Annotated in this window: 14 protein-coding genes; 8 read left to right on the top strand and 6 right to left on the bottom strand. The window is 65.8% G+C overall.

What is annotated here, in order from left to right; genetic code table 11:
- The first annotated feature begins 31 nt into the window (after positions 1–31).
- Positions 32–661, top strand: coding sequence for an HAD-IA family hydrolase (locus tag GobsT_RS03565; protein WP_010043777.1), 630 nt, complete (start codon positions 32–34; stop codon positions 659–661).
- Positions 662–671: 10 nt separating this feature from the next.
- On the opposite strand, the gene GobsT_RS03570 is transcribed toward GobsT_RS03565, so the two are convergent.
- Complete coding sequence (locus tag GobsT_RS03570) at positions 672–1,508, bottom strand: protein tyrosine phosphatase family protein (protein ID WP_010043775.1); 837 nt, start codon at positions 1,506–1,508, stop codon at positions 672–674.
- 411 nt (positions 1,509–1,919) lie between these two features.
- On the opposite strand from GobsT_RS03570, the gene GobsT_RS03575 reads away from it, so the two are divergent.
- Together GobsT_RS03575 and GobsT_RS03580 are read left to right on the top strand one after the other, a co-directional pair.
- On the top strand, positions 1,920–2,294 hold the full coding sequence (locus tag GobsT_RS03575; RefSeq protein ID WP_010043773.1) for a rhodanese-like domain-containing protein: 375 nt from the start codon (positions 1,920–1,922) through the stop codon (positions 2,292–2,294).
- A gap of 253 nt (positions 2,295–2,547) precedes the next feature.
- Entirely contained in the window at positions 2,548–3,318 is a 771-nt protein-coding gene (locus GobsT_RS03580; RefSeq protein ID WP_010043771.1) for a 3-keto-disaccharide hydrolase, read from the top strand.
- Between the two features lie 28 nt (positions 3,319–3,346).
- On the opposite strand, the gene GobsT_RS03585 is transcribed toward GobsT_RS03580, so the two are convergent.
- The 3 genes from GobsT_RS03585 to GobsT_RS03595 all read right to left on the bottom strand — a co-directional run bounded on the left by GobsT_RS03585 (position 3,347) and on the right by GobsT_RS03595 (position 8,648).
- Positions 3,347–3,649 carry a S24 family peptidase gene (locus GobsT_RS03585; RefSeq protein ID WP_029601056.1) on the bottom strand — a complete coding sequence of 101 codons (303 nt, stop codon included), beginning with the start codon at positions 3,647–3,649 and terminating at the stop codon, positions 3,347–3,349.
- Between the two features lie 131 nt (positions 3,650–3,780).
- The gene (locus GobsT_RS03590; protein ID WP_010043761.1) at positions 3,781–5,667 is read right to left on the bottom strand and encodes a M61 family metallopeptidase; all 1,887 of its coding nucleotides are present in this window, start codon (positions 5,665–5,667) and stop codon (positions 3,781–3,783) included.
- 164 nt (positions 5,668–5,831) lie between these two features.
- Positions 5,832–8,648: a beta strand repeat-containing protein gene (locus GobsT_RS03595; protein ID WP_010043759.1), complete on the bottom strand. Its 2,817-nt coding sequence runs from the start codon at positions 8,646–8,648 to the stop codon at positions 5,832–5,834.
- 650 nt (positions 8,649–9,298) lie between these two features.
- On the opposite strand from GobsT_RS03595, the gene GobsT_RS03600 reads away from it, so the two are divergent.
- From GobsT_RS03600 to GobsT_RS03610, 3 genes are all read left to right on the top strand, one after another.
- Positions 9,299–11,542 (top strand): DEAD/DEAH box helicase, encoded by a 2,244-nt coding sequence (locus tag GobsT_RS03600; protein ID WP_109571560.1) that lies wholly within the window; start codon positions 9,299–9,301, stop codon positions 11,540–11,542.
- A 117-nt stretch (positions 11,543–11,659) separates the two neighbouring features.
- The gene (locus tag GobsT_RS03605; RefSeq protein ID WP_010043757.1) at positions 11,660–12,025 is read left to right on the top strand and encodes a hypothetical protein; all 366 of its coding nucleotides are present in this window, start codon (positions 11,660–11,662) and stop codon (positions 12,023–12,025) included.
- 121 nt (positions 12,026–12,146) lie between these two features.
- Positions 12,147–12,494 carry a hypothetical protein gene (locus tag GobsT_RS03610; RefSeq protein ID WP_010043755.1) on the top strand — a complete coding sequence of 116 codons (348 nt, stop codon included), beginning with the start codon at positions 12,147–12,149 and terminating at the stop codon, positions 12,492–12,494.
- 59 nt (positions 12,495–12,553) lie between these two features.
- Here the strand turns inward: GobsT_RS03610 and GobsT_RS03615 are convergent, their stop codons facing one another.
- Positions 12,554–13,582 carry a bifunctional heptose 7-phosphate kinase/heptose 1-phosphate adenyltransferase gene (locus tag GobsT_RS03615; protein WP_010043753.1) on the bottom strand — a complete coding sequence of 343 codons (1,029 nt, stop codon included), beginning with the start codon at positions 13,580–13,582 and terminating at the stop codon, positions 12,554–12,556.
- Positions 13,583–13,793: 211 nt separating this feature from the next.
- Here GobsT_RS03615 and GobsT_RS03620 point away from each other — a divergent pair, with 211 nt between their 5' ends.
- Both GobsT_RS03620 and GobsT_RS03625 read left to right on the top strand, forming a co-directional pair.
- Complete coding sequence (locus tag GobsT_RS03620; protein WP_148087596.1) at positions 13,794–14,150, top strand: hypothetical protein; 357 nt, start codon at positions 13,794–13,796, stop codon at positions 14,148–14,150.
- Between the two features lie 135 nt (positions 14,151–14,285).
- Positions 14,286–14,981 carry a carbonic anhydrase gene (locus tag GobsT_RS03625; protein WP_010043747.1) on the top strand — a complete coding sequence of 232 codons (696 nt, stop codon included), beginning with the start codon at positions 14,286–14,288 and terminating at the stop codon, positions 14,979–14,981.
- Between the two features lie 198 nt (positions 14,982–15,179).
- Here the strand turns inward: GobsT_RS03625 and GobsT_RS03630 are convergent, their stop codons facing one another.
- Positions 15,180–20,156, bottom strand: coding sequence for a hypothetical protein (locus tag GobsT_RS03630; RefSeq protein WP_010042720.1), 4,977 nt, complete (start codon positions 20,154–20,156; stop codon positions 15,180–15,182).
- Positions 20,157–20,212 lie beyond the last annotated feature (56 nt).

A 20,212-nucleotide genomic window follows, 5' to 3' on the forward strand; every position in this document is an offset into this window, starting at 1 on the left:
CTTCACTCTCCACCTTTCGGCCGAGGATACCGTGCCGTTCAAACTGGTCGTTTGGGACTTCGACGGGACGCTCGCGGACTCGCTCCCGACCGCGACCGCCATTTTCAACCGGCTCGCGGCCGAAATGGGACTCGAGCCGATCGGCGACCTGAGCGCCGCGCGGTCGCTACCCACCCGGCAGTTCCTCCGGCAGCACGGCATCTCGATGTGGCGGCTCCCGCGCCTGGTGCGGAAGTATCAGGCTGCGGCGGCCGAAGAAGCCGACCGGTTGAAACTCGTGACCGGGCTCCCCGAGGTGCTCACGGCCCTCGCCACTTCTGGAATGAAACTCGGCATCCTGTCATCAAACCGCGAGGACAACATTCGCCGGTGCCTGCGCGCGAACGGGGCCGAAGGACACTTCGCCTTCGTGGTCGGCTACCCGCGGCTGTTCGGCAAAGCCAAGGCGCTCAAGCGGATCATTCGTGCCGAACAGATCGACCATTCGGACGTGCTGTACGTCGGCGACGAATTGCGCGACATCGAAGCCGCGAAGAAGGTCGGCGCGAAGGTCGCCGCGGTGACCTGGGGCTTTCACACGGTGGAACTGCTGCGCTCCGGGGCGCCGGACTTTGTAGTCACTACGCCGGGTGAGCTGTTGGGAATTGTTGGGCGGCCGTGAGGGTGAAGTGTCACCTCGATTCGAGGACGCTCTGGATCGCCAGCGCGAACGCGCGGCCCTCGTCCCCCTGATCGCTCAGCCCGAGCGGCTTGGCACGGAGTCGCGCCGCGTCGTCGCCGAACGAGTCAACCGTCCGCAGGTGCAGGTACCACACGGCCCCGGCGCGGAGGTCGTCTTCGCCGAACACGTACGCCGGGCGGTTCAACCGGTCGGCGGTCACGCGGTTGAACTCGGTCAGCGCGGCGGACAAGGTTTCGGGGGTCGTTTCGATCGCGTGGAACGTCAACCCGCGGCTCGCGGCCATGTCCTTGATCGCGCTCACATCCTGGCCGTTCGGATGCAGGTACACGACCGCGCGGAACCCGGCGGTCTTAAGCGCGTCGAACCCGTCGAGCGTCGGCTTGCGGCCGGCGAACAGCCCGTCCTTCACCTTGATCGCACCGCTAACGCCACTTGGTGTGGTGCTTTTGGGCGGCTCGGGCGTTTGCGGTTTCACTGGGGCGCCGAGAATGCCCTGCGGAGGCGGCTGCGTGGGCCGGGCCGAGGAGCTGCCGGGAGGTGATTCCGGGTACAGCACTTCTGGGCCGCCACTCTTCGGTGCGGGGCTGCCGCCCGGCGGCAGGTCAAGCGCCGGCGGCGGGAAGTTGCTCGAACCGGTCGGCGGGGGGGAGGGGGCCGGTGTGGTCGGTACGCCGGCCGGCGGCAACAGGATCGAGTTCCGCGGCGGTTCGGGCAGGTACGGCCGCGGGCGCTTGTCGGGGTCGTTCAGGTGGCAGCACCGGTGCCGGCACCCGACCGCCCCGACCAGCAGAACTGCGCTCGCGGTGAGCAGCATTTTCCGTAACATCGACCCTCCTCCGCAGCGGCCCAATGGGCGGTCTCCGACATCCGATTCTAGACCGCCTTGCGGTGCGCCCCAGTGAACTTGAGCCGATCTGCACCGATTCCGGTTGTGCGGCGTGGCGGAGTTTCCGGTTGTGCAAGTTGTGTGGGGCTAGTGGCGTGGGTAAGCTGGATCGCTCGGCGAAAATGAGGCGAATAAATCGCCCGTCGCGCCGGTTGCTTTTGTGTGCAGGTTTGTCATCTTTTGGGAGCCGCACCGCGGCGATTCGCGCGGCCGGGGTATAACCTCAACGAGTACCAGCACACAGCGCTTCGGGTTCCTCGGTACTGAGGACGTGAAGGACGTGGGTGGCTGTTTTACGAGGTTCTGCCCGTTAGCCGCGACAACGAATAAATACCGACGGAGACGAGACCAGTGGCCAAGCAACACGCGCCCGGGTTCCTGAAGATCGTTGCGGACGCGAAGACCCGAGTTACGGAATGCACGGTCGATGACGTGCGCGCCCGCCGGGACGCGGGCGAATCGTTCGTGCTGGTGGACGTGCGCGAGGAGAGCGAGTTCGCGGCCGGACACGTCCCCGGCGCGATCCACATCGGCAAGGGCGTCATCGAGCGCGATGTCGAGGCCAAGATTCCTGACCCGGCCGCGCCGGTGGTGCTCTACTGCGGTGGGGGCTTCCGTTCGGCTTTAGCCGCCGACGCGCTTCAGAAGATGGGGTACACCAACGTCATCAGCATGGACGGCGGCTGGCGGGCGTGGACCGAGAAGGGGCTGCCGGTCGAGAAGTGAGGCGCACCGGTCGAGCAAGTCGCACAAGTTTATGAAGGTGTTTTGCGCGACGCCGCGGCGCCCACACGGCTGGACCGGTCCGGGTCAAGCAACGCGCTCCCGGCTTGCGGAAGGTTGTGGCGGGCACGAACCCTTGACACGAAGTGCCCCCGCCGGGGGCACGGGGGCGCGTTCCATTCTCGTGCGTCTGGACACGGCCGGAACGGTCGCGGATACTGACCCGCTCGCCCGCCGCCAGCCCCAGGAGCCACACATGAAGCGCCTCTCCGTGGTCGCATGCGCCGCCCTGCTCGGGAGCCTGTTCCCGGCCGCCCGCGCCGACCTGCCCAAGCCCGAAAGGTTCGACGACGCCGGCTTCGTGTCCATTTTCGATGGCAAGACGCTCGGCGGTTGGAAGGTGTCCGCCAAGACCGGTCACAGCGGCAAAAGTAAGAACAAGAGCGGCGGGAAGTGGGCGATCAAGGACGGAGCGATCGTCGGTAGTCAGGACGAACCCGGGAACGGCGGGATCGTCATCACCGAAAAGGAGTACGGGGACTTCGAGGTGGCGCTGGAGATGAACAACGACGACGGCCCGGACAGCGGGCTGTTCCTGCGCAGCACGGACACCGGGAAGTGCTACCAAGCGATGATCGACTACCACCAGGGCGGGAACCTGCTGGGCATCTACGGCGAGGGCATCGGCGGCAAGCCGCACGTTCGCAACTTCGACTTCGGGAAGGACGTGACGGAGATCGTGGTGCCCAGCAAACAGGCCGACGGCGGGTTCAAGTGTCCGGTGAAGGCGGAAGACTGGAAGGCGTTCTGGAAGCCCGGCGAGTGGAACGAACTGCGGGCACGCATCGAAGGCAACCCGCCCAAGATCACGACCTGGATCAAGGGCGTGAAGTTCATGGAGTATCAGGACACCGAGAAGCGACTGGCGGACAAGGGCGGCATCGCGCTGCAAGTCCACGGCGGCGGGGACTACACGAAGCAGTTCGTGCGCTACCGTAACATCCGCGTGAAGGAGTTGAAGAAGTAGATTGCTGTCAGGCGTCGTGGGTGCGGCTTCAATCGGTGACCGCGGTCACCCGACCGACAACGGCCGAGCGGTGCGCCCAGCCGTTGATTTTGCCGACGTTGTTCCCGATCAGCAGTTGGTCTCCGTTCACCTCTTTCACGAGGTGCAAGAGGAACCCGCCACGCCACGCGACCAGTACCACATCGCCAGCGCTCACCGTCGCCGGATCGGCGGGCGCGATCGTGACGAGTTGGCCGCTTTCGATCCGCCCGCGCATCGATCCGCCGGTGGGGCGCACCTGGACCGTCCGCCCCTCTGACAGGCCCGCTCGTGCGTCGTTAACCCAGCCCATGCAAATACCCTGTCCCAGGATCGAACCCGCAAGGGCTTGTACCTCGCCGACACCCCGGCAGAACTCAACCGGGTGAAGACACCGACGGGCGAAGGGCGGTTCACTCAGAACGGAACCGCTCCTCGTCGCGGTCACTTCGTTTTCGACCCCATCAGTTCGCCGAGCACATCGGGCTTGCCCGCCGTGCGGTCGAGGCGCGGGTACCGCAACCCGTCCTTGTAGTCGAGCGCGTGGGTCTTGAAGAAGTCGCCGCTTTCGGCCAGCAGTTCGAGCTTCCCGCCGGCTTTTGTCGCGCCGACGGCGGCCTTGAGCCCGTCCGGCGAGAAGCGGCGACCGTTCACCGCGATCAGTTTCATCCCGGGGGCGAGTCCCGCTTTCGCGGCCGGCGAGTTCGGGACCGTGTCCCCGACGAGTCCGTCCGCGCTGACCGAGAACCCGACCGAATCGGAGAGGTTCACTCCCTTCGCCAGCCCCTCCATCGTCGTGAACAGATCCGTCGGCTTGTCGGAGTAGGCGAGTGCCCAGCCTCCGCTCGTGATGCCGTCCAGCGGCGGCGCCTCCGCCACCGCCTCGACCCGGCGGGCGAAGTGCCCCTTCCAGTCGTAGGGCGCCACCTCGTTGAGAGCCTTCAGCACGTCGTCGAGCGCATAGCGCTCCACCGCGGGTGCGCCCGTTCCGGTGCCGAAGAACGCCTTGCAGAAGTCGTCCAGAGTCTTCGCGCCCTTCGTCCGGGTGCGAATCAGCACGTCCGCTTCGAGCCACAGCAGCGTGCCCTCGTCGTAAAAATCCACCGACCGCCGGGCCGACCGCCACGCCCCCGTGGCGTCGAACAGCGTGCTGGCGGCCGCCGCGGTGTCGTCCAGCGGGCGCCACCCGCGGGCCTTCACGTTCGACATGCGGGCCGCCGTCATCGCGAGGTAGTCGCGGCCCTCGTCGGGCGTGTACAGCCCGCTCCGCACCGCCAGCAACCATCCCAGATAGTTGGTCAGCCCTTCGTACACCCACAGCAGCCGCGTCTGCTGCGGCTGCTGGTAGTCGCGTTTGAGCATGTCGGCCGGGCGCCGGTACTTGCCGTTCCAACTGTGAACGAACTCGTGCGGGAACAGCGTTGCGGACGCCTTCCGCTCGCCAGCTTTTACCAGCGCGAGTTCGGCGAGGCGGTTGTCGCTCGACTGGTGGTGCTCGATGCCCGCCCGCGGAATGTGGTTACTCAGGCCTAGTAAGAAAGTGTAGTTGGTGTAGGGTTTCGCCGGCCCGAACAGCTTCTCGGCCTCACCCGGGAGCCGCTTCCACGCGGCGAGGGTCGCTTCGGGTGCGTCGAGGCCGGCGGCGCTGTCGCACGCGATAAACACCCGGTGTTTGCCGTTCGCCCCGTCGAGGGGCACCTCGCGCACGTGCTCCCCCGCCAGGAGCGGCGAATCGACGAGCGTGCCAAGGGGCACCGACCCGAAGGTCGTGACGCCGCCGGACGTTCCTTTGGCCGGGAGAGCGGTGCCGCACACCCAACCGGCCGGCAGCGTCACCGCCGGGGTGAAGGTGAGTTCCTCCAGCGGCGCCGCACGCGGCGCGTCCAACTTCGGGTACATCAGCACGTCGTTCCAGTTCAGCATCAGCAGCTTCGGCGACGCGACCGTCATGAACTGTGCCCCGCCCTCGGCGCCGGCCGCGAGCAGCAGGTCGAACGTGACTTCGATCTCCTTCGCGCCGTCGGGCACTGCTACGGCGACGGTGAACGGGTCGGCGTCGTCGCGCTTCCACGTGAGCGCTTTGCCGCTCGCCGCGGCGCGGAACTCGGTGACGTTGGCGATCTGACCGACGGGCCGGTGCCGCCCCGGGATCCACTTCGGGTAGTGCAGGGTGAGCGACTCCGACTGCGCCGGGATCACCTCACGCACGTGGATCACCTTCCGCGCGACCTCGGACGCGTCGACGTGGAGCCGGATCTCTTCAGCCGCCGCAGGGGGCGGGAACAGCGTGAACGCCACGAGGGCAAGAACAGCGAGCGCGGAACGCGGCATAACGGCTTCTCCGGTACGAGCGGAAGCCGACATGATACCCGCTCGCCTGTGAAGTTGCGCACCAGCCGCCAGAAACGCAAACGGCTCGCCCACTTGGGCGAGCCGTCGCTTGTGTTCCAGCCGTTCATTCACCCAGGCGGGCTCTGGTGCCCGCCTGGAGCTCATCAGCCGACGAACACGCCGCCGAGGAACCCGTCGAACGCGGCGATGGCGCTGAGGGCCGTAAAGTTACTGCCGTCGAAGGTGCGCACCAGCGCGTTGCTGCCCGGCCCCGGCCCGACCAGGATGTCGGGAACCGCGTCGCTGTTGAGCCGCCCCAGGGCCACGCGGGCGCCGCCCGTGCCCGGGATCGTGGCGATGGTCGCACCACCCGTCGCGACCGTCGTGCGCTGGAACACCTTCACCTGGCCGTTCACGCCCGGCCCGGTGCCGACCACGAGTTCCGCGAACCCGTCGGCGTTCAGGTCGCCCGCCGCCACGTTCACGCCACCGTTGAACCCTGAGAACGCGATGAAGCTGAGCACAGTGCTCCCGGTGCGCGTGAACGCCTTCACGTGCGCCGGGCCGGTCGCGCTGCCCACGACGATCTCGTCGGCGCCGGTCCCGTCGTAGTTGCCCGCCGCCACCGTCACGCCGCCGGTGGACCCGTCGAACGCGATGAAGCTGGACAGCAGCGTGTTGTTGGCGAAGCTGAACGCCTTGACGTGCGCCGCGCCGGACCCGGTGCCCACCACGATGTCGCCGCGGCCGTCGCCGTCCACGTCGCCCACCGCGACGTTCACCCCGCCGGTGAACCCCGAGAACGAGAAGAAGCTCGAGATCAGCGCCCCGGTGGCGCCGTCGAACACCTTCACGTGGCCGCCGGCCGCCCCGGCCCCGGCCCCCACCACGATGTCTTCAACCTGGTCGCCGTTCACGTCGCCGGTGGCCACGCGCACGCCGCCGTTGAACCCGTCGAACGCGAAGAAGCTGAACCGCAGCGAGCCGTCCTGGTTGTACACCTTCACGTGGCCGTTGGCGCCCGCGTCCGCGCCCACCGCCGTCAGGTACACCGGGGTCGCGGCCGGACCCGGGTCGTTCGCCCCGCCGGTGCTGTCGAACAGCGTCACGGTAACCGTCGCGGTGCTGACCGTGAGCCCGTCACTCACCTGCACCGTCAAGTTGAACGTCCCGGTGCCGAGTGCGGCCGGAACGGCGACGGTGAGCCGGCCGGTCGCCGCGTCGATGGCGAAGGCGCCGCCCGTGTTGCCGTCGGTGATGCTGTACGCCAGCGGGTTGCTGTTCGCGTCGCTCGCGACCACCTGACCGACGAGCGCGCCCGCCGGGCTGCCGATCGGCAGTTCGAACGTCTGGTTGGCAACCGCCGGCGCCACGTTGCCGGCCGCGGCGGGGGAGCTGAAGTCGACCGTCCCGCGCGTGGCCACATCAACGCTGTGGTCCACCACCTGCTCGATGAACGCGAGCGAGTCGGACGCGAAGGTGTTGTTGCGGGCCGAGGTGTTCGCCCCGGCGCCGGCGGCGTTCAGGTTGATGATCGCCCGCGCCGCGCCGGTCGGTAGGTAGTTCGCGAAATTGTTCCCGCCGGTGCTGGTGCCGAGGGCCGTGCCGCCGCCGCCCGCGTCCGCCAGGCCGACGAAGACCAGGGGAGGAATTTCCTCGCCCTGCGGGATTGTTACGGTCTGCACCCGCAGCCCGGCGATCGCGTTGTTGTTGAGGTCCGCGCCCTGGATCAGGGCCGTCCCGCCGTTCACGTCGATCCCGACACCGGTGCCCGTGAAGGAGCCGTTGAAGATCGTCGCGACCGAACCGGCCTGAATGCTCACGCCGGTCCCGGTGGCCGTGCCGGTGATGACGTTGCCGCCGCCCAGTTGCGCCACGCCCTTCGACTGGATCAAAATCCCGGTCTGCACGTTGGTTAGCGTGTTGCCGAGGACGAGCACCGGGCCGTTACTCGAGAAGTCGTACCCAGGGAACTCGACGGGGCTGAGCCACGCCAGCCCGACGTTCGCACCGGTCACCGTGTTCCCGGCGTAGGTCACGACCCCGTCAGGGCCGGAGTGCGAGGTGATGACGAACGCCTGCTGCAGGTTCGCCGCCGGGTTCACGCCAGCGGCGTTCAGGAACTGGTTGCCGCTGACGGTGATGTTGCTCCCGTGGGAGTGGCCGTTCTCCCAAATGCCCACGATCCGCTGCGGGTTCGCGACCGCGGCCGCGTTCAGCACCCGGATCGTGTTCCCCGTGATCCGCAGCCCTTCGTAGGTTCCCGGGAAGAACGTCTCGGACTGAATCCCGACCGTACTCGAGTTCGCCGTGGACCCGGCCACATCGCCGGGGATCTCGATCAGGTTGTTCGAGATCGTCTGCCCGGTGCCGAAGCTGAAATTGATGCCGATGTTCTGGGACACGTCTGCCGGGGCCGCCGCCGTACTCAGGTCGGTCGCGATGCGGATCCGGTTGTTCGTGATGGTCGTGCCGGAGTAGGCGCCCGCCCCGGCCCCGCTCGGGTCCCCGTACATCCCGATCCCGAGATCGAAATCGAGCAGGGTCAGGTTGGAAAACGTCCACCCGGTGTTGGTGCCTGCCCCGCCGGGGAAGTAGAACGCGCCCTCGAGGTCGAAGTCGGGTAGGTCGCCCGGACCCTGAATCACCGCGGACCCCAGCGACGCGGCGGTCACCGTGACGTTGTCCAGGCCGTCGTTGATGGTGATCGCGTACTCGTCCCCGGTGTCCGCAAGGCCGTCGTTGCCCAGCGCCCAGGCGGCGGCAGCGTTCGGCTCGGTCCAGTCGAAGTTACCGCTCAAGATAACGGTGTCGCCCGGGCTGACGAAGTTAGGGCTAGCGGGGTCAGTGAACGCGTCGGCCAGGATGCGGTAGTTGTTGTTCGTCGCGGTGAACCCGCTGGTCAAGGCCGTGATTTGGATGGTTGCTGGGGTGAATCGGTTTTCGAGCGATTCAGTCGTCAGGCGAACTCGGTTGCGCATCGGTTTAGGATCGTGGGGGGGATGGGGCCGGGATAACCTTCCGAAAGCGACACCTGCGAGGGTCGGGAGGGCACGCAGGTAAGCGCCGGCAGTCGTCGTCAGGCACGAACTATTGCCGGCGCTGCAGAGTCATTCTGCCCGCAGTGGCATTTATAACCGCGGAGCGTCGGCATTGATTACGGCAGAATGCGACTTTATTGAAGGTCCGTGAACTCGCATCGCACTATTAGCTTAAAAAATAGCGAATTCGTGGTAGAGAGGAACCATTTTAGGGTCTCATAAGAAACCCTTGTGGTTATTGTCTCATCAAAATTCGCCACCCACAAATGGACAATTTTTGTTCAGCCGCCAGCACCTCGGCATCCACTTGTCATGCTGTATTACCCAAAACCAGTTTACACAGTTTGCACAGTTTACACCGTTGACACGGCGTAGTGAACCCACAAATTATTTTTTCGCTGCCGCCTTAAAGGTCGCACAACGCATTTAAACGGGCGAGGCGTGGCGGAAGTGCTTCCGCCCCCGCTCCGCTTACCGCAACTGAACTGAACCGCAAGGCACCAGACGCTCTGCACGGCGGGCGAGCGTGCTGGCACGGTACAATGGGCGGCGCGAACCGTTCCGCGGTCCGGGTCGGCGAAAGGAAACGCATGCTCCGCGAAGTGCAGATCGACATCCGGCGACAGCGGGCGAGGGCCACGAAGTTCGCAATCGAGAACTTGGGCAAGAACCGCGTGTTCTCGGACTACCGGGTTACCAACCCGGAGTCCGGCGGGCAGTACACGGTTTCGATTAAAGGGTTCGAGGTGGGGGACAACGCCTGCACGTGCCCGGACTTCAAGGCGAACACACTCGGCACCTGCAAACACATTGAGGCCGTGCTCGACCACCTCAAGGACGAACTGCCGGCACACCTCCAGAAAAAGAAAGCGGTCGTCACCCGGCCCGAGATCTTCCTTCACTACGGCGAGCAGCTTCAGGTCGGGGTTCACCTCCCCCCCCGGCACTCCGACAAACTCGGGCGGCTGGCGCACGCCTACTTCGACGACAAGGGGCTGTGGTCCGGACGGGGGAAGTACCCGGACCTCATCCGCGACGTGGAGGCGGTGCCCGAAGAGGTCACCGTAATGTCCGACGCGCTGGAGTTCATCGACCGCGAGATCGAGCGCGCCGAGATGCTCGCCCGCGAGCAGGAGTGGTTGCAACAACTGGAAGCCGGCACGCTCGACATGCCTCTCCTCTCGGTGCCGCTGTACGACTACCAGATGCGCGGGGTGCTGTTCCTCGCGTGCCGGGGCCGCAGCATCCTCGGCGACGACATGGGGCTCGGGAAAACCGTACAGACGCTCGCGGCGGTCGAGCTGCTGGCCCGCGAGCGCGGCATCCGCCGCGCGCTGGTCGTCGCCCCGGCTTCGGTCAAGTACCAGTGGGAGACCGAGATCCGGAAGTTCACCGCGCGGCCCGTTCAGGTGATCGAGGGCGGCCCCGGGGTCCGGCTCGACCAGTACGCCGAGCCCACCTTCTTCCGGCTCGTCAACTACGAACAGGTCGTGCGTGACCGCGAGGCGATCAACGCCTGGAAGCCCGACGTGATCGTGCTGGACGAGGCGCAGCGGATCAAGAACTGGGAGGCGAAGACCTCGCGCGAGGTGAAGAAGCTGCGGAGCCGGTACGCGATCGTTCTGACCGGCACCCCCCTGGAGAACCGGCTCGAGGAGCTGTACAGCATCGTGCAGTTCGTGGACGAGCGCCGGTTCGGCCCGGCGTTCGAGTTCCTCCACGAGCACCGGGTGCTGGACGAGAACGGCAACCTCAAGGGGTACCGCAACCTCGACAAGATCCGCGAGAAACTCGCGCCCATCTTCCTGCGGCGCACCCGCGGCGAGGTGCTCACGCAGCTCCCTGCGCGCACGGACAACACCGTGTTCGTGGAACTCGCCGACGAGCAGCGCGGCCCTTACGAGGAGCAGCGGGTCACGCTGGCGCGGCTCCTTCAAAAGAACTACCTGACCGACCTCGACCGGAAGCGCATCCTCGCGTCGCTGGTGAACCTCCGCACCATCTGCGACAGCCTGTTCCTGTACGACAAGCAGACCCGCGTGTCCCCCAAGCTGGACGAGTTCGCGGAGCTCGTCCCCGAACTCGTCAGCGATCACAAGCTGGTGGTGTTCTCGCAGTGGGAGACGATGGCGATGGAGGCCGCGAAGGTGCTCGACCGGTTGGGCGTGGGCTACGTGCTCCTGCACGGCGGCCTGCCCGGGAAGGAGCGCAAGGCGGTGCTCGAGCGGTTCCAGGCCGACGCGGCGTGCAAAGTGTTCCTCAGCACCGACGCGGGCGGCACCGGCCTGAACCTTCAAATGGCGGACACGGTGGTGAACCTCGAACTGCCGTGGAACCCGGCGGTGCTGGAGCAGCGCATCGCCCGGGTCCACCGGATGGGTCAGAACCGCCCGGTGCGGGTGATCAACTTTGTCACCCGTGGCACAATTGAGGAGCGGGTGCTGCGCACGGTCGAATCGAAGCAGGCGCTGTTCGCCGGGCTGTTCGCGGGCGACGCGGACGAGATCCCGTTCGAGGCGGTCGGCACCGGCAGGTTCCTCGACACCATGCGCGAACTGGTCGAGACGGGTGCAGAAGCGGAGGACGGCGGGCAAAGGGCCAGCGACCACGATCAGAAGACACAAGGCGAGTGCGTGCCGGCCTTACCGCCGTCACCGCTTGCGGCCCGGCCCTTGCCTTCCGCGTGGCACGGATTGGCCCAAATTGTAGAAGGTGCGTGCGCGGTGCTGGCTGATCCGGACGCGATGCAGCAACTGCCCCCCGAGGTACGCGAGCGGCTGCGCGCCGCTATCCGCTCACTTGACAGCCACTTCCGTTCAGAACCGTCGAATTAGTGTCGCGCGAAGGGCCGTTGGTACGGGTCATGCAAGTTCTACCTCCGCTGAACCGGCCCGGCGTGGATCGCCGGCCGAACGAACGGCTCCCCACCCGGGCAGCCCCGGAGGACACAGATGAAAACGTTCGCACTTGCGGCCTTCGCCGCCATCGGTCTCGCGTTCACCGCCGGCACCGCCGACGCCCAGTTCCGCAGCCGCAGCGTATCTAGCTACAACTACCCGTCGGCGATTTACAACTATCCGTCCACTGTTTACCCGTCGGCGATTTACAACTATCCGTCCGTCACCTACTCATCTTACGCGCCGGCGTACAGCGGCATCGGTGTCAGCAACTACTACTCCCCGTATTCGGGCAGCGTGGTCACGCCCGCCGGCTTCACCACGACTTACAGCACGCCGTATTACAGCGCTCCGTACTACAGCACGCCGTACTCCAGTAGCTACGGCGGCATGTACCGGGGCCGCGGCTGGCGGCGGTAACGCTTCCACTATCGGACCGAGGAGCGAACCCTCGGTCCGCACTTTTTGTTGTTAAGGCACGACAATCGCAAGGTATGTTCTAACGTTCCGAGCCCGCGGACTTCAACATAGGAGGCACACCATGAAACGCTTTACTTTCGCCGCGGTGGCTGCCCTCGCCATCGGCCTGACCACCGCCGCGACCGCCGACGCCCAGTACGCGTACCGCTTCTACAACACCACCCCCAACGGCGGCGTTGTGGTTACCAATAACTACGGCAACTGGGGCGCTTACGGCGCGAACCGCACTTACGTTTCCCCGTTCGGCGGCGTGTACCAGCGGTCGTACTACGGGGACGTGTTCGGTAACTCGGTCGGCCGGTCTTACGGGTACAACCCGCTCGGCGGCTACGGCTACAACCGCGGGTTCGGTTACAACCCGTACAACCCGCTTGGCGGCTACAACTACAATTTCTACCGCCGCTGGTGAGCGAATTCGGAGTCGAGCAAGAGAACGGGCCGCGGATCAGATCCGCGGCCCGTTCGCGTTCAGCCCACCTCACGCCAGCGGGCGCGGACTTTCTCGGGCGGCGCGGTGCCGGTCACCCCGATCTGCTGAATGGTGATCGACGCCACGAGGTTCCCGAACGCCGCCGCCTGCTCGTGCGTCAGCCCGCTGACCATCGCGGACGCGATCCCCGCGGAGCAACTGTCGCCGGCGCCGCAAATGTCGATCGGCCCCGCGACGGGGTACGCCGGCACGCTGGTGAGCACCGGCTCGCCTTTTCGGGTGTCGAATAAGCGGATGCCCTGTTCGCCGTTCGTCGCGAACACGAGCGGGCCGGGGGGCAGGATCTTCAAGTCGGCGTCGTCGTAGACTGCCCCTCCGCCGGTCGGCTCCTGGGAAGACAACTCGCGCGACGACTTGAGTTCGTTGCCGTTCGGCTTTACGCAGACGTTGCGGAACTGGTAAATCCGCTCCCGACTGTCGGCCATGACGAACTTGTCCGAGTCGCGCTCCGCCAGTCGTGCGACGTGCTCGCGCACGCGGGCGGTCACCACGCCGCAATCCTCCTCGCTCACCTGATCGAGTACGAGCAGCGCGTCGAGTTGCGGCCACGCGGCGTCGAGTAACTCGATGATGCGCGACTGAATGCCGTCCGGTGTCGGGGTGCGGTTCTTGATGTCGAGCCGGTTCAGCTCGTCCTTTCCCAGCATCGGTTTCGTGTAGGTGGGGGTGCGCCGCGCCTCCGACTGGATGATCCCGCCCTGTTCGACGGCGGAAAGCGTCCGGAGCGCCTGACGGAGTTCGTACCCCTCGCCGTCGTCGCCGATGCACGCGATGGGGTAGATGCGTCCCACGCCCAGCGCCGCGAGGTTGTTGATGACGGTTCCTGCGGCTCCGGGATAACTGCGCACCTTCACGACCTGGTACGCGGTGAGCCCGGTTTCCACTGAAGGCTCGTTCAGACCCGGGTCGATGTCCAGGTAACGGTCGAGGAACAGGTCGCCGAGCACCCCGATCGTGCGGCCCGGGATGGTGGTCAGTACACGTTCAACGAGGTCGGTTGTGAGCATGGGGACGGGCTTCTGACGCGGGGGCAGAGTTTCTGTTCGCGTTTTCAGAGTACCGGTTCGATTGCGGCCGACATCTCGAAATCCGGGCCGTTTGTGGGCGAATCGTGGTGAGTGTGAAACCGCCGGGAGCGACGGGGGGTGAATGCACTTGCTGCGGAACGAATTTTGCGTATACAATTCGCCCGTAGCCCCGTTGCCGGTCAGGGAGTCCATGCGCAGATTAGGTGCGACGCTCCGGTTCCTCGCTGTAGCCCTGTGTCTGGTGCCCTTCACCAGTTCGCAGCAGGCCCGGGCGGCGCTCTTGCCGGTCGTCCCGGTGCCGGCCGCGCCCGACGCGCCGACGAACGAGGAAGAGGAGCAGCGCGAGGAGCGCGGCGAGCGGGAAGAGAGTGCGGCCAAGGCTCGACACACCTTCCCGTACCGGAACGCCGAGCCGATTCGCGAACTCGTTGCGACCCTGCCGCCCGCGCACGCTATGCACTACTCTCACGTCGCCAAACCGCGGACGACGCCGCCGAGCGCCGCCGACCCGTTCCGCAACGGTCTTGGCGCCCCCTATCGCTGTTAACCGGTTCCGTTACGCACCCCGCGCCGCCCCCGCGCGCCCCGAATCAACCGGTCGGTCCCAGGACCGCGCCGCGCACGCGACCGTGCGCGGCGGCCCAGCCCCCTCGCGTCACGATCCAAATGGAGACGGTATAACGTGGAAAAGCTCATCAGCGGGATTCACAAGTTCCAGGCCGACGTGTTCGCCCCCAACAGCGACTTCTTCCGGAAGCTGGTGGAGGGGCAGCACCCGCAGGCGCTGTTCATCACCTGCTCCGACTCCCGCATGGTGCCGGACCTGATCTGCCAGACCGACCCCGGCGAGCTGTTCGTGCTCCGCAACGCGGGCAACATCGTTCCGCCGTACACGCCGGGCGCGGCCAGCGGCGAGGCGGCCACGATCGAGTACGCGATCCGCGGGCTGGGCATCAAGGACATCGTCATCTGCGGGCACACGCGGTGCGGGGCGATGCAGGCGGTGGCCGAGCCGTCGGCGACGGCCAACATGCCGCGCGTGCGCCAGTGGCTGGAGCACGCGCAGGCCAGTTCGGAGATCGTCTGCACGTGCTACGGGCACCTGACGGGCGAGGCCCGCGCGAAGGTGATGGTGCAGGAGAACGTGCTGACGCAGGTGGAGCACCTGCGCACCCACCCGACGGTGGCGGCGGCGCTGGCGGCGGGCGAGCTGAAGCTGCACGCCTGGGTGTACAAGATGGAGACCGGCGACGTGTTCGCCTACGACCCCGAGAGCGGTCAGTTCACGAAGCTCGCGACCGACGCCGACCCGACCCAGTCGTACCCGCTGCTCCCGCGCCGCCCGGCGACGCCGCTGAGCACCGCGGACGCGATCTGATCGCACGCCGGCCGCGGCAACGCCGGCGCGGTCCGCCGGTGTCACCGCGACCGGCCGTCAGCCGCTTGTGCGTCGTCGCAGTCGCGTCTTTGCCTCCTGCATGTTCGGTGTCGGTGGGAAAAGCGGTGTGAATAAGCAAGGGGCGGGCGGCGATCCAAGTGGACCGCCGCCCGCCCCTTCACTTCAACCTACTCGAACTCAGCGGAGCCGCTCGACGTAGGGCACGACCGGCTTGTACTTATCGAGAGTGAAGTTGAACCCCGGTTGTGGCCCCGCGTACCCCGGCCGCACGTTCGATACGACGGTACCACCCCAGGCGTCACGAGTGAGGCCAGTCACTTCCAGTTGCCCCGCTCCGAGTACCTTGGTCACGACTACGGGAGTGGGGGTCGGATTTCCTGCGGTCGGGTTCGGTGGTTGTTGCTCAGCACCATATCCAATGATCAACTGAGTACCAACCGTGATTGGCTTCCTGACCCCATCAGCAGACACGTATACAATCCCATTACCGGTATCATATGACTCATGCGCAATTGACAGTATAGACGTTGTTGCCGGAGCAACCGGGGCGCGGGCGGTCGCCGTAAGCGCCGTGAAGAACGGAGCCTCGGTCGCGTGAGGGTTCGTGTCGGTGAGCGACGTCGTTCCCTTCAACGCCATGTTCGACATGTCGATGACGGCCACGAACTTCTGCCGCATGTCGCCGGGAATTTGATCGTATACCTCGGCTCCGAAGCGCGGAGGCGCTGGCACACCCGTAGGCCAAGTCGTCGGCACCGTTTGCAAACCATCAGGCTCAAAGTACCCAACGGTCAGATACACCACGAACGAATGGCTGACGGTGGTGAGGTTGTTCATGACCTTGCGCAGCGGCTCGCTCTGCGTATACGGGTGATGAACAACGGTGGGGTCAGCCTGCGGGTCCAAGATCAGGTGCGGTTCCGGGTTCGGAATGGCCGTTGTCTCCGGGCGCCGCAAGATCGTGTCCCCGTCGATGAACGTACTCGGGTTCCCGTAGGCAAACGTGCCGGCCGTTGCAGTCGGGGTCGCAAAGGGCATGAACGGCCGGTCGGCACCGCCTTCCGCGATGCTCCCGGTCGGCACCGGGGAGTTGAACACGGTGACACCGTCCGCCTGCTTACGTCCCTGCATGTTCGAGCGGGACCGCAGCCACTTGTCCCACACTGTGTCGTTCACGAAGGCGAGGTTGAACCGGTTGTTCGCCTGTGGCGCCCACACACCTTGTACGACGCGGCGATCCTGGATCACGTTCGGGTTCACCTTACCGGCGACCCGACCGCCGTGAGGCACGCGGAGGTCCGGCGACTTCACGGACAGCAGACCCAGCGCCCGCGTGAGCCCGTCGTTGTGCCTCGTCCACTGCGCGTAGCTGGCGTCGTATCGGAGGGACGGTGCGGTCGCGTTCGGGCGCACGAACTCGGACGTGAGCCGGTGCGGCGGGCAGTCTCGCACCGTGAACAGATCGCCCTGCGTTTCGAGCGGCCGGTCCAGGTGGGGCAGCCAGTCGAACGGGAGCATAATGGTATCCGTGAGCGTTGCCGGGGTATTGGCAGGTGTCACGGTCGCGCCCCCCGGGAGTGCCGCCAAGTGCCCATTATGACGACCGAAAGTATTTTTCGGCTCGTTCGGGTCGTTCGTTACCATCGGATCTGTCGCCGGAGTCGGCAGGGTCGGGGCACCGGTCTGGTCCCGGATCATCGAGTCTGTCAGCGAAGAAGCGACTGCACGCCCGGTGTTACCGTTGTACACGTTGTACGCCCCAGGGCCGTTCATCGGAACCATGCCCGAATACGCAGCTAACGGCTGGACCTTTCCGACGGAGAACCTCTGGGTCACAGGATCGTACCCACCCGGGTTGCCGCCGTCTCGTTCCTTGCGGTCCGTCGGTTGTCCCGCCGCGCGGTGAACCGCGTCGAACGCCGGCACATTGTCCATCATGTCAACGGTGACGTAAGGGTTGGGCGTCCGACTCGGATCGTAGCTGTAGTTCGGGTCGTTGGCCGGCAAGTACGGATTGGTGAGCCGGCGGAGTTGCACCACGTGCCGCTTGAACTCCTTGTTTGATAGGATGGTCGCGCTGGGCATCGTCAACATGTACCCCATCCCGCTACTGGACGTCGCCGGCCCGAGAGGTTGCGAATCGACCTTGTTCGTCGTTGCCCAAACGCCGGCTGCCGGGGGGGTGAATTCTTTTGCGTCCTTTTTCGGAGTGAGCGTCGGCGGGCCGACCAGTACGAACCCGCCCGCCGGGAGCGTGCTGGCCGGGCCGCCCGTGTACGGCGGAGCATACTGGCTATTGGGGCCGTTGTTAATCAGTGTCACATCGTTGGGCGCGACAGCCGCAGGGTTACTCCCGACCGGAACAAGCGGGAAGTTAAACATTGCGTCAGCAGTGACCGGGGTTCCGGTCGCGTCACCAAATACTCCGGACGTGTTACTGAGCGAGCTAAGGAACGAGATCCGATCCCCGGTGCCACCGGTCTCCTGAATCGCACGTGCGATTTGGATCTGATAAGCGCTCAGATTCACGGCGCCGGTCCCAAGTACACCGGTGTTCGTTGCGTGCGGGGCGGAAGTCGGGTTCACTAACTCGGCCCAAAACCGAACTTGGGCGTTGGCCGTCGGTGCCAACGGAGTCGGGTTGCCGTCCTTGTCTTTGACAGCTTCAACCTGGTCACCCGGACCCGTATCGTTGGTGATCTCGCTATACACCTCGTTGAGCAGCAACCGCGGCTTCTCGATGCCGAACACCGCCCGGTTGCCAACCTTTGCCGCTTTCAAATCCTCTGCTGCACCTTCAACAGGGTTCCACAGGAACGTGGTGCTGACATCGTCGTTGTCGATGTGATCCACGATGTTCACCGCGAGCTGCGCCAGGTACCGCAGCGCGTCGTATTGCTGCGTGGTGTACGCCACACCCGCGCCGTTGATTTGGCGCGTGATCGGGTTGGGAAGGCTGATGTTGCCGGTGTTTGGGTCAACGATGGCCGCCGCGCCGGTCGCGACACAGAGGCGGATGAAGATGTCTTTCGCCAGCGCCTGCCGGTCGGCCTCGGCCTGAACAACGTTGCCCATGTTTTTTAGCAACAACGGGTCCGGGGTCAGAGTTCCCGTCGGGTTTACATCGGTGCCGAGTGGCTTCGTCAGATCGGTGCGGTAGTCGGCCAGCGGGCGGTTCAGGTTCACCGACCCCAGCGCGGCCTGAATGTTGTACCAGCGCTGCGTAACACCTGCGCCAACAGCCACCGGCGGCGCGAAGTCGGTCACCGTCCCAGGGTTTTGCGGCGTGGGGTATACGGTTGCGGTGGGATTGGCGCCAGCGAACAGGCCGCCCGGCTTGGTCGCACCCGCAACGATTTGCAGCGCCGGCGACGCAGACCCGGTACCGGTCCCGTCGTCGCGGCTCACGAAGTTCGGCGCCAGGGCCGGGCGATCCAGCCCCGTCGCCTTCGGGGTAAACAGGAGCCGCCGGTTGTGCGCCGGGTCGAGCCGGTAATTGGACGACGTACTAGCCCCCGGGTTCGCCAAATACGGGTATGTGGTCGGTTGCCCCAGGAACGTGTCTTGCGCGGCCTTGGTCGCGAACGCCTGGTAATACCAGTCCGGCGTGTACGCGTACCGCAGGCTGAACCGCTTCAGGTCCGTGTACGGGAAGATCGGGCTGTTCATGTTGGCCGTGTTACGCACGGCGAACTCGTCCCGGTTGTACCCGGCAGGGTGCCCGAGCGTCAGATCGGGGAGAGCCGGGGGCTTGGGCACCTGGGCATTGTCGTTCTGGAAGTTGCTGTAGATGGGGGTCAGAGTCGGGTTGGCACGTGACGGCTGCCCGAACAGGCTGTTGCCGGCCGGGAACTGGAAGTCCACCTGTGCCCCGGTCCACGACACGCCGCCGTAGGTCGGGAGCAGTTGTCCGGTCGCGAACGGGTTGAACTCGGCGGGGTAGTTCGCCTTCCGCCCCGCGATCAAGCTCTTACGGTTCGCTTCCATGTTAGCGGCCAAAGGCATCGGAGGCGGGGTGGTCGCGTTGTAGTCGCTGAGCCCGTAACCGATATCAACCGCCCACGGCCCGTAGCCGCCGTACCCCTCGTGCGCGCCGCCATTAAGCTGGTTTCCGTGGACGCTCATGTCGAACCGGCCGTCCAGCGGCAGGACGAGCGCAGCCACCAGCGGTTGCACCAGCTTGCCGCTCGCCAACCGCATCGGCGACAGGCCGATGTGCATCCACTGACTGTCGTTCAACGCGATGAAGCCCTTGCCGTCAACGAATCGATACGATCCGGGGCAGTTCTGCACGTCCCCAGTGTAGCTGCCGTCGGCGTTCGGTGGAACGCGTGGGAAGTTCGGGTGCTCGGCCGGGCGTGGCCGCACGGTTAGCAGGCGACCGGCATCGTTGTACCAGTTGGGGTTGGCGGGATGAAGCGGCGATTCATCAGCCGGACGAGAAGTGTGTCGGAATAACCAATCGCGGTGGAACGACGGAACTAACACCTCACCGGTGTACGGGTCTTGGGCGCCGAGGAAGAAGTCTTTGACGCCCGGATACGTGTAGCCCGCGTGCTTGCCGACGTAGTCGCGGCCAGCGACGGTATCCTTGAACAGCCAACTGCCGCCAGCGCCCGGCAGTCGGTTTCGAGTCCACTCCGGGTCAATCAGCAGAGGCTGATTGTCCATCAGCATGGCGGTGTAGTTAACGATCCGCTGACGACTCGTGATGCCGGCGAGAGATGGGTAGCTAGCCGTACCGTTATAGGTGTACGTGCTGGGCTGGTCGTTGAACGGACCGACCCCGGCCCACGGGGTAACGGACCCAACCCACGGGTTGCCCGGCGCCGAGTAGTCAGATCGGCTGCCGTACATGCTCCGCGCGATGCTGTGGCCGCGCATCACGTTCTGGAGCGCGGGGCCGTCGTCGAGATCGTCATAGAGCAGCCCACCGAAGAACGCGTTGACCGCGTTCGTCGGGTCCGGCGGTGCCTTGGCGGGGACCGCGATGGCGTCTGAATACGCCATCGCCGCGGCCTTCTCACGGGCCGCGTACATCACCAGCGCCAACCCGGTCACCATCATGATGGTGATGAGGAAGAAGCACGTGATGAGGATGGCCGTACCGCGGCGCGGTGGCCGGCGGTGAGAGCGGAGGAGTGGTCGGAACATGTCCTTCTCCGATGCGTGTGCGTTCGGGATCGGCCCGCGCTCACCGGTCGGGAGCG

This window comes from Gemmata obscuriglobus, from assembly GCF_008065095.1.
GTDB classification, from domain to species: domain Bacteria; phylum Planctomycetota; class Planctomycetia; order Gemmatales; family Gemmataceae; genus Gemmata; species Gemmata obscuriglobus.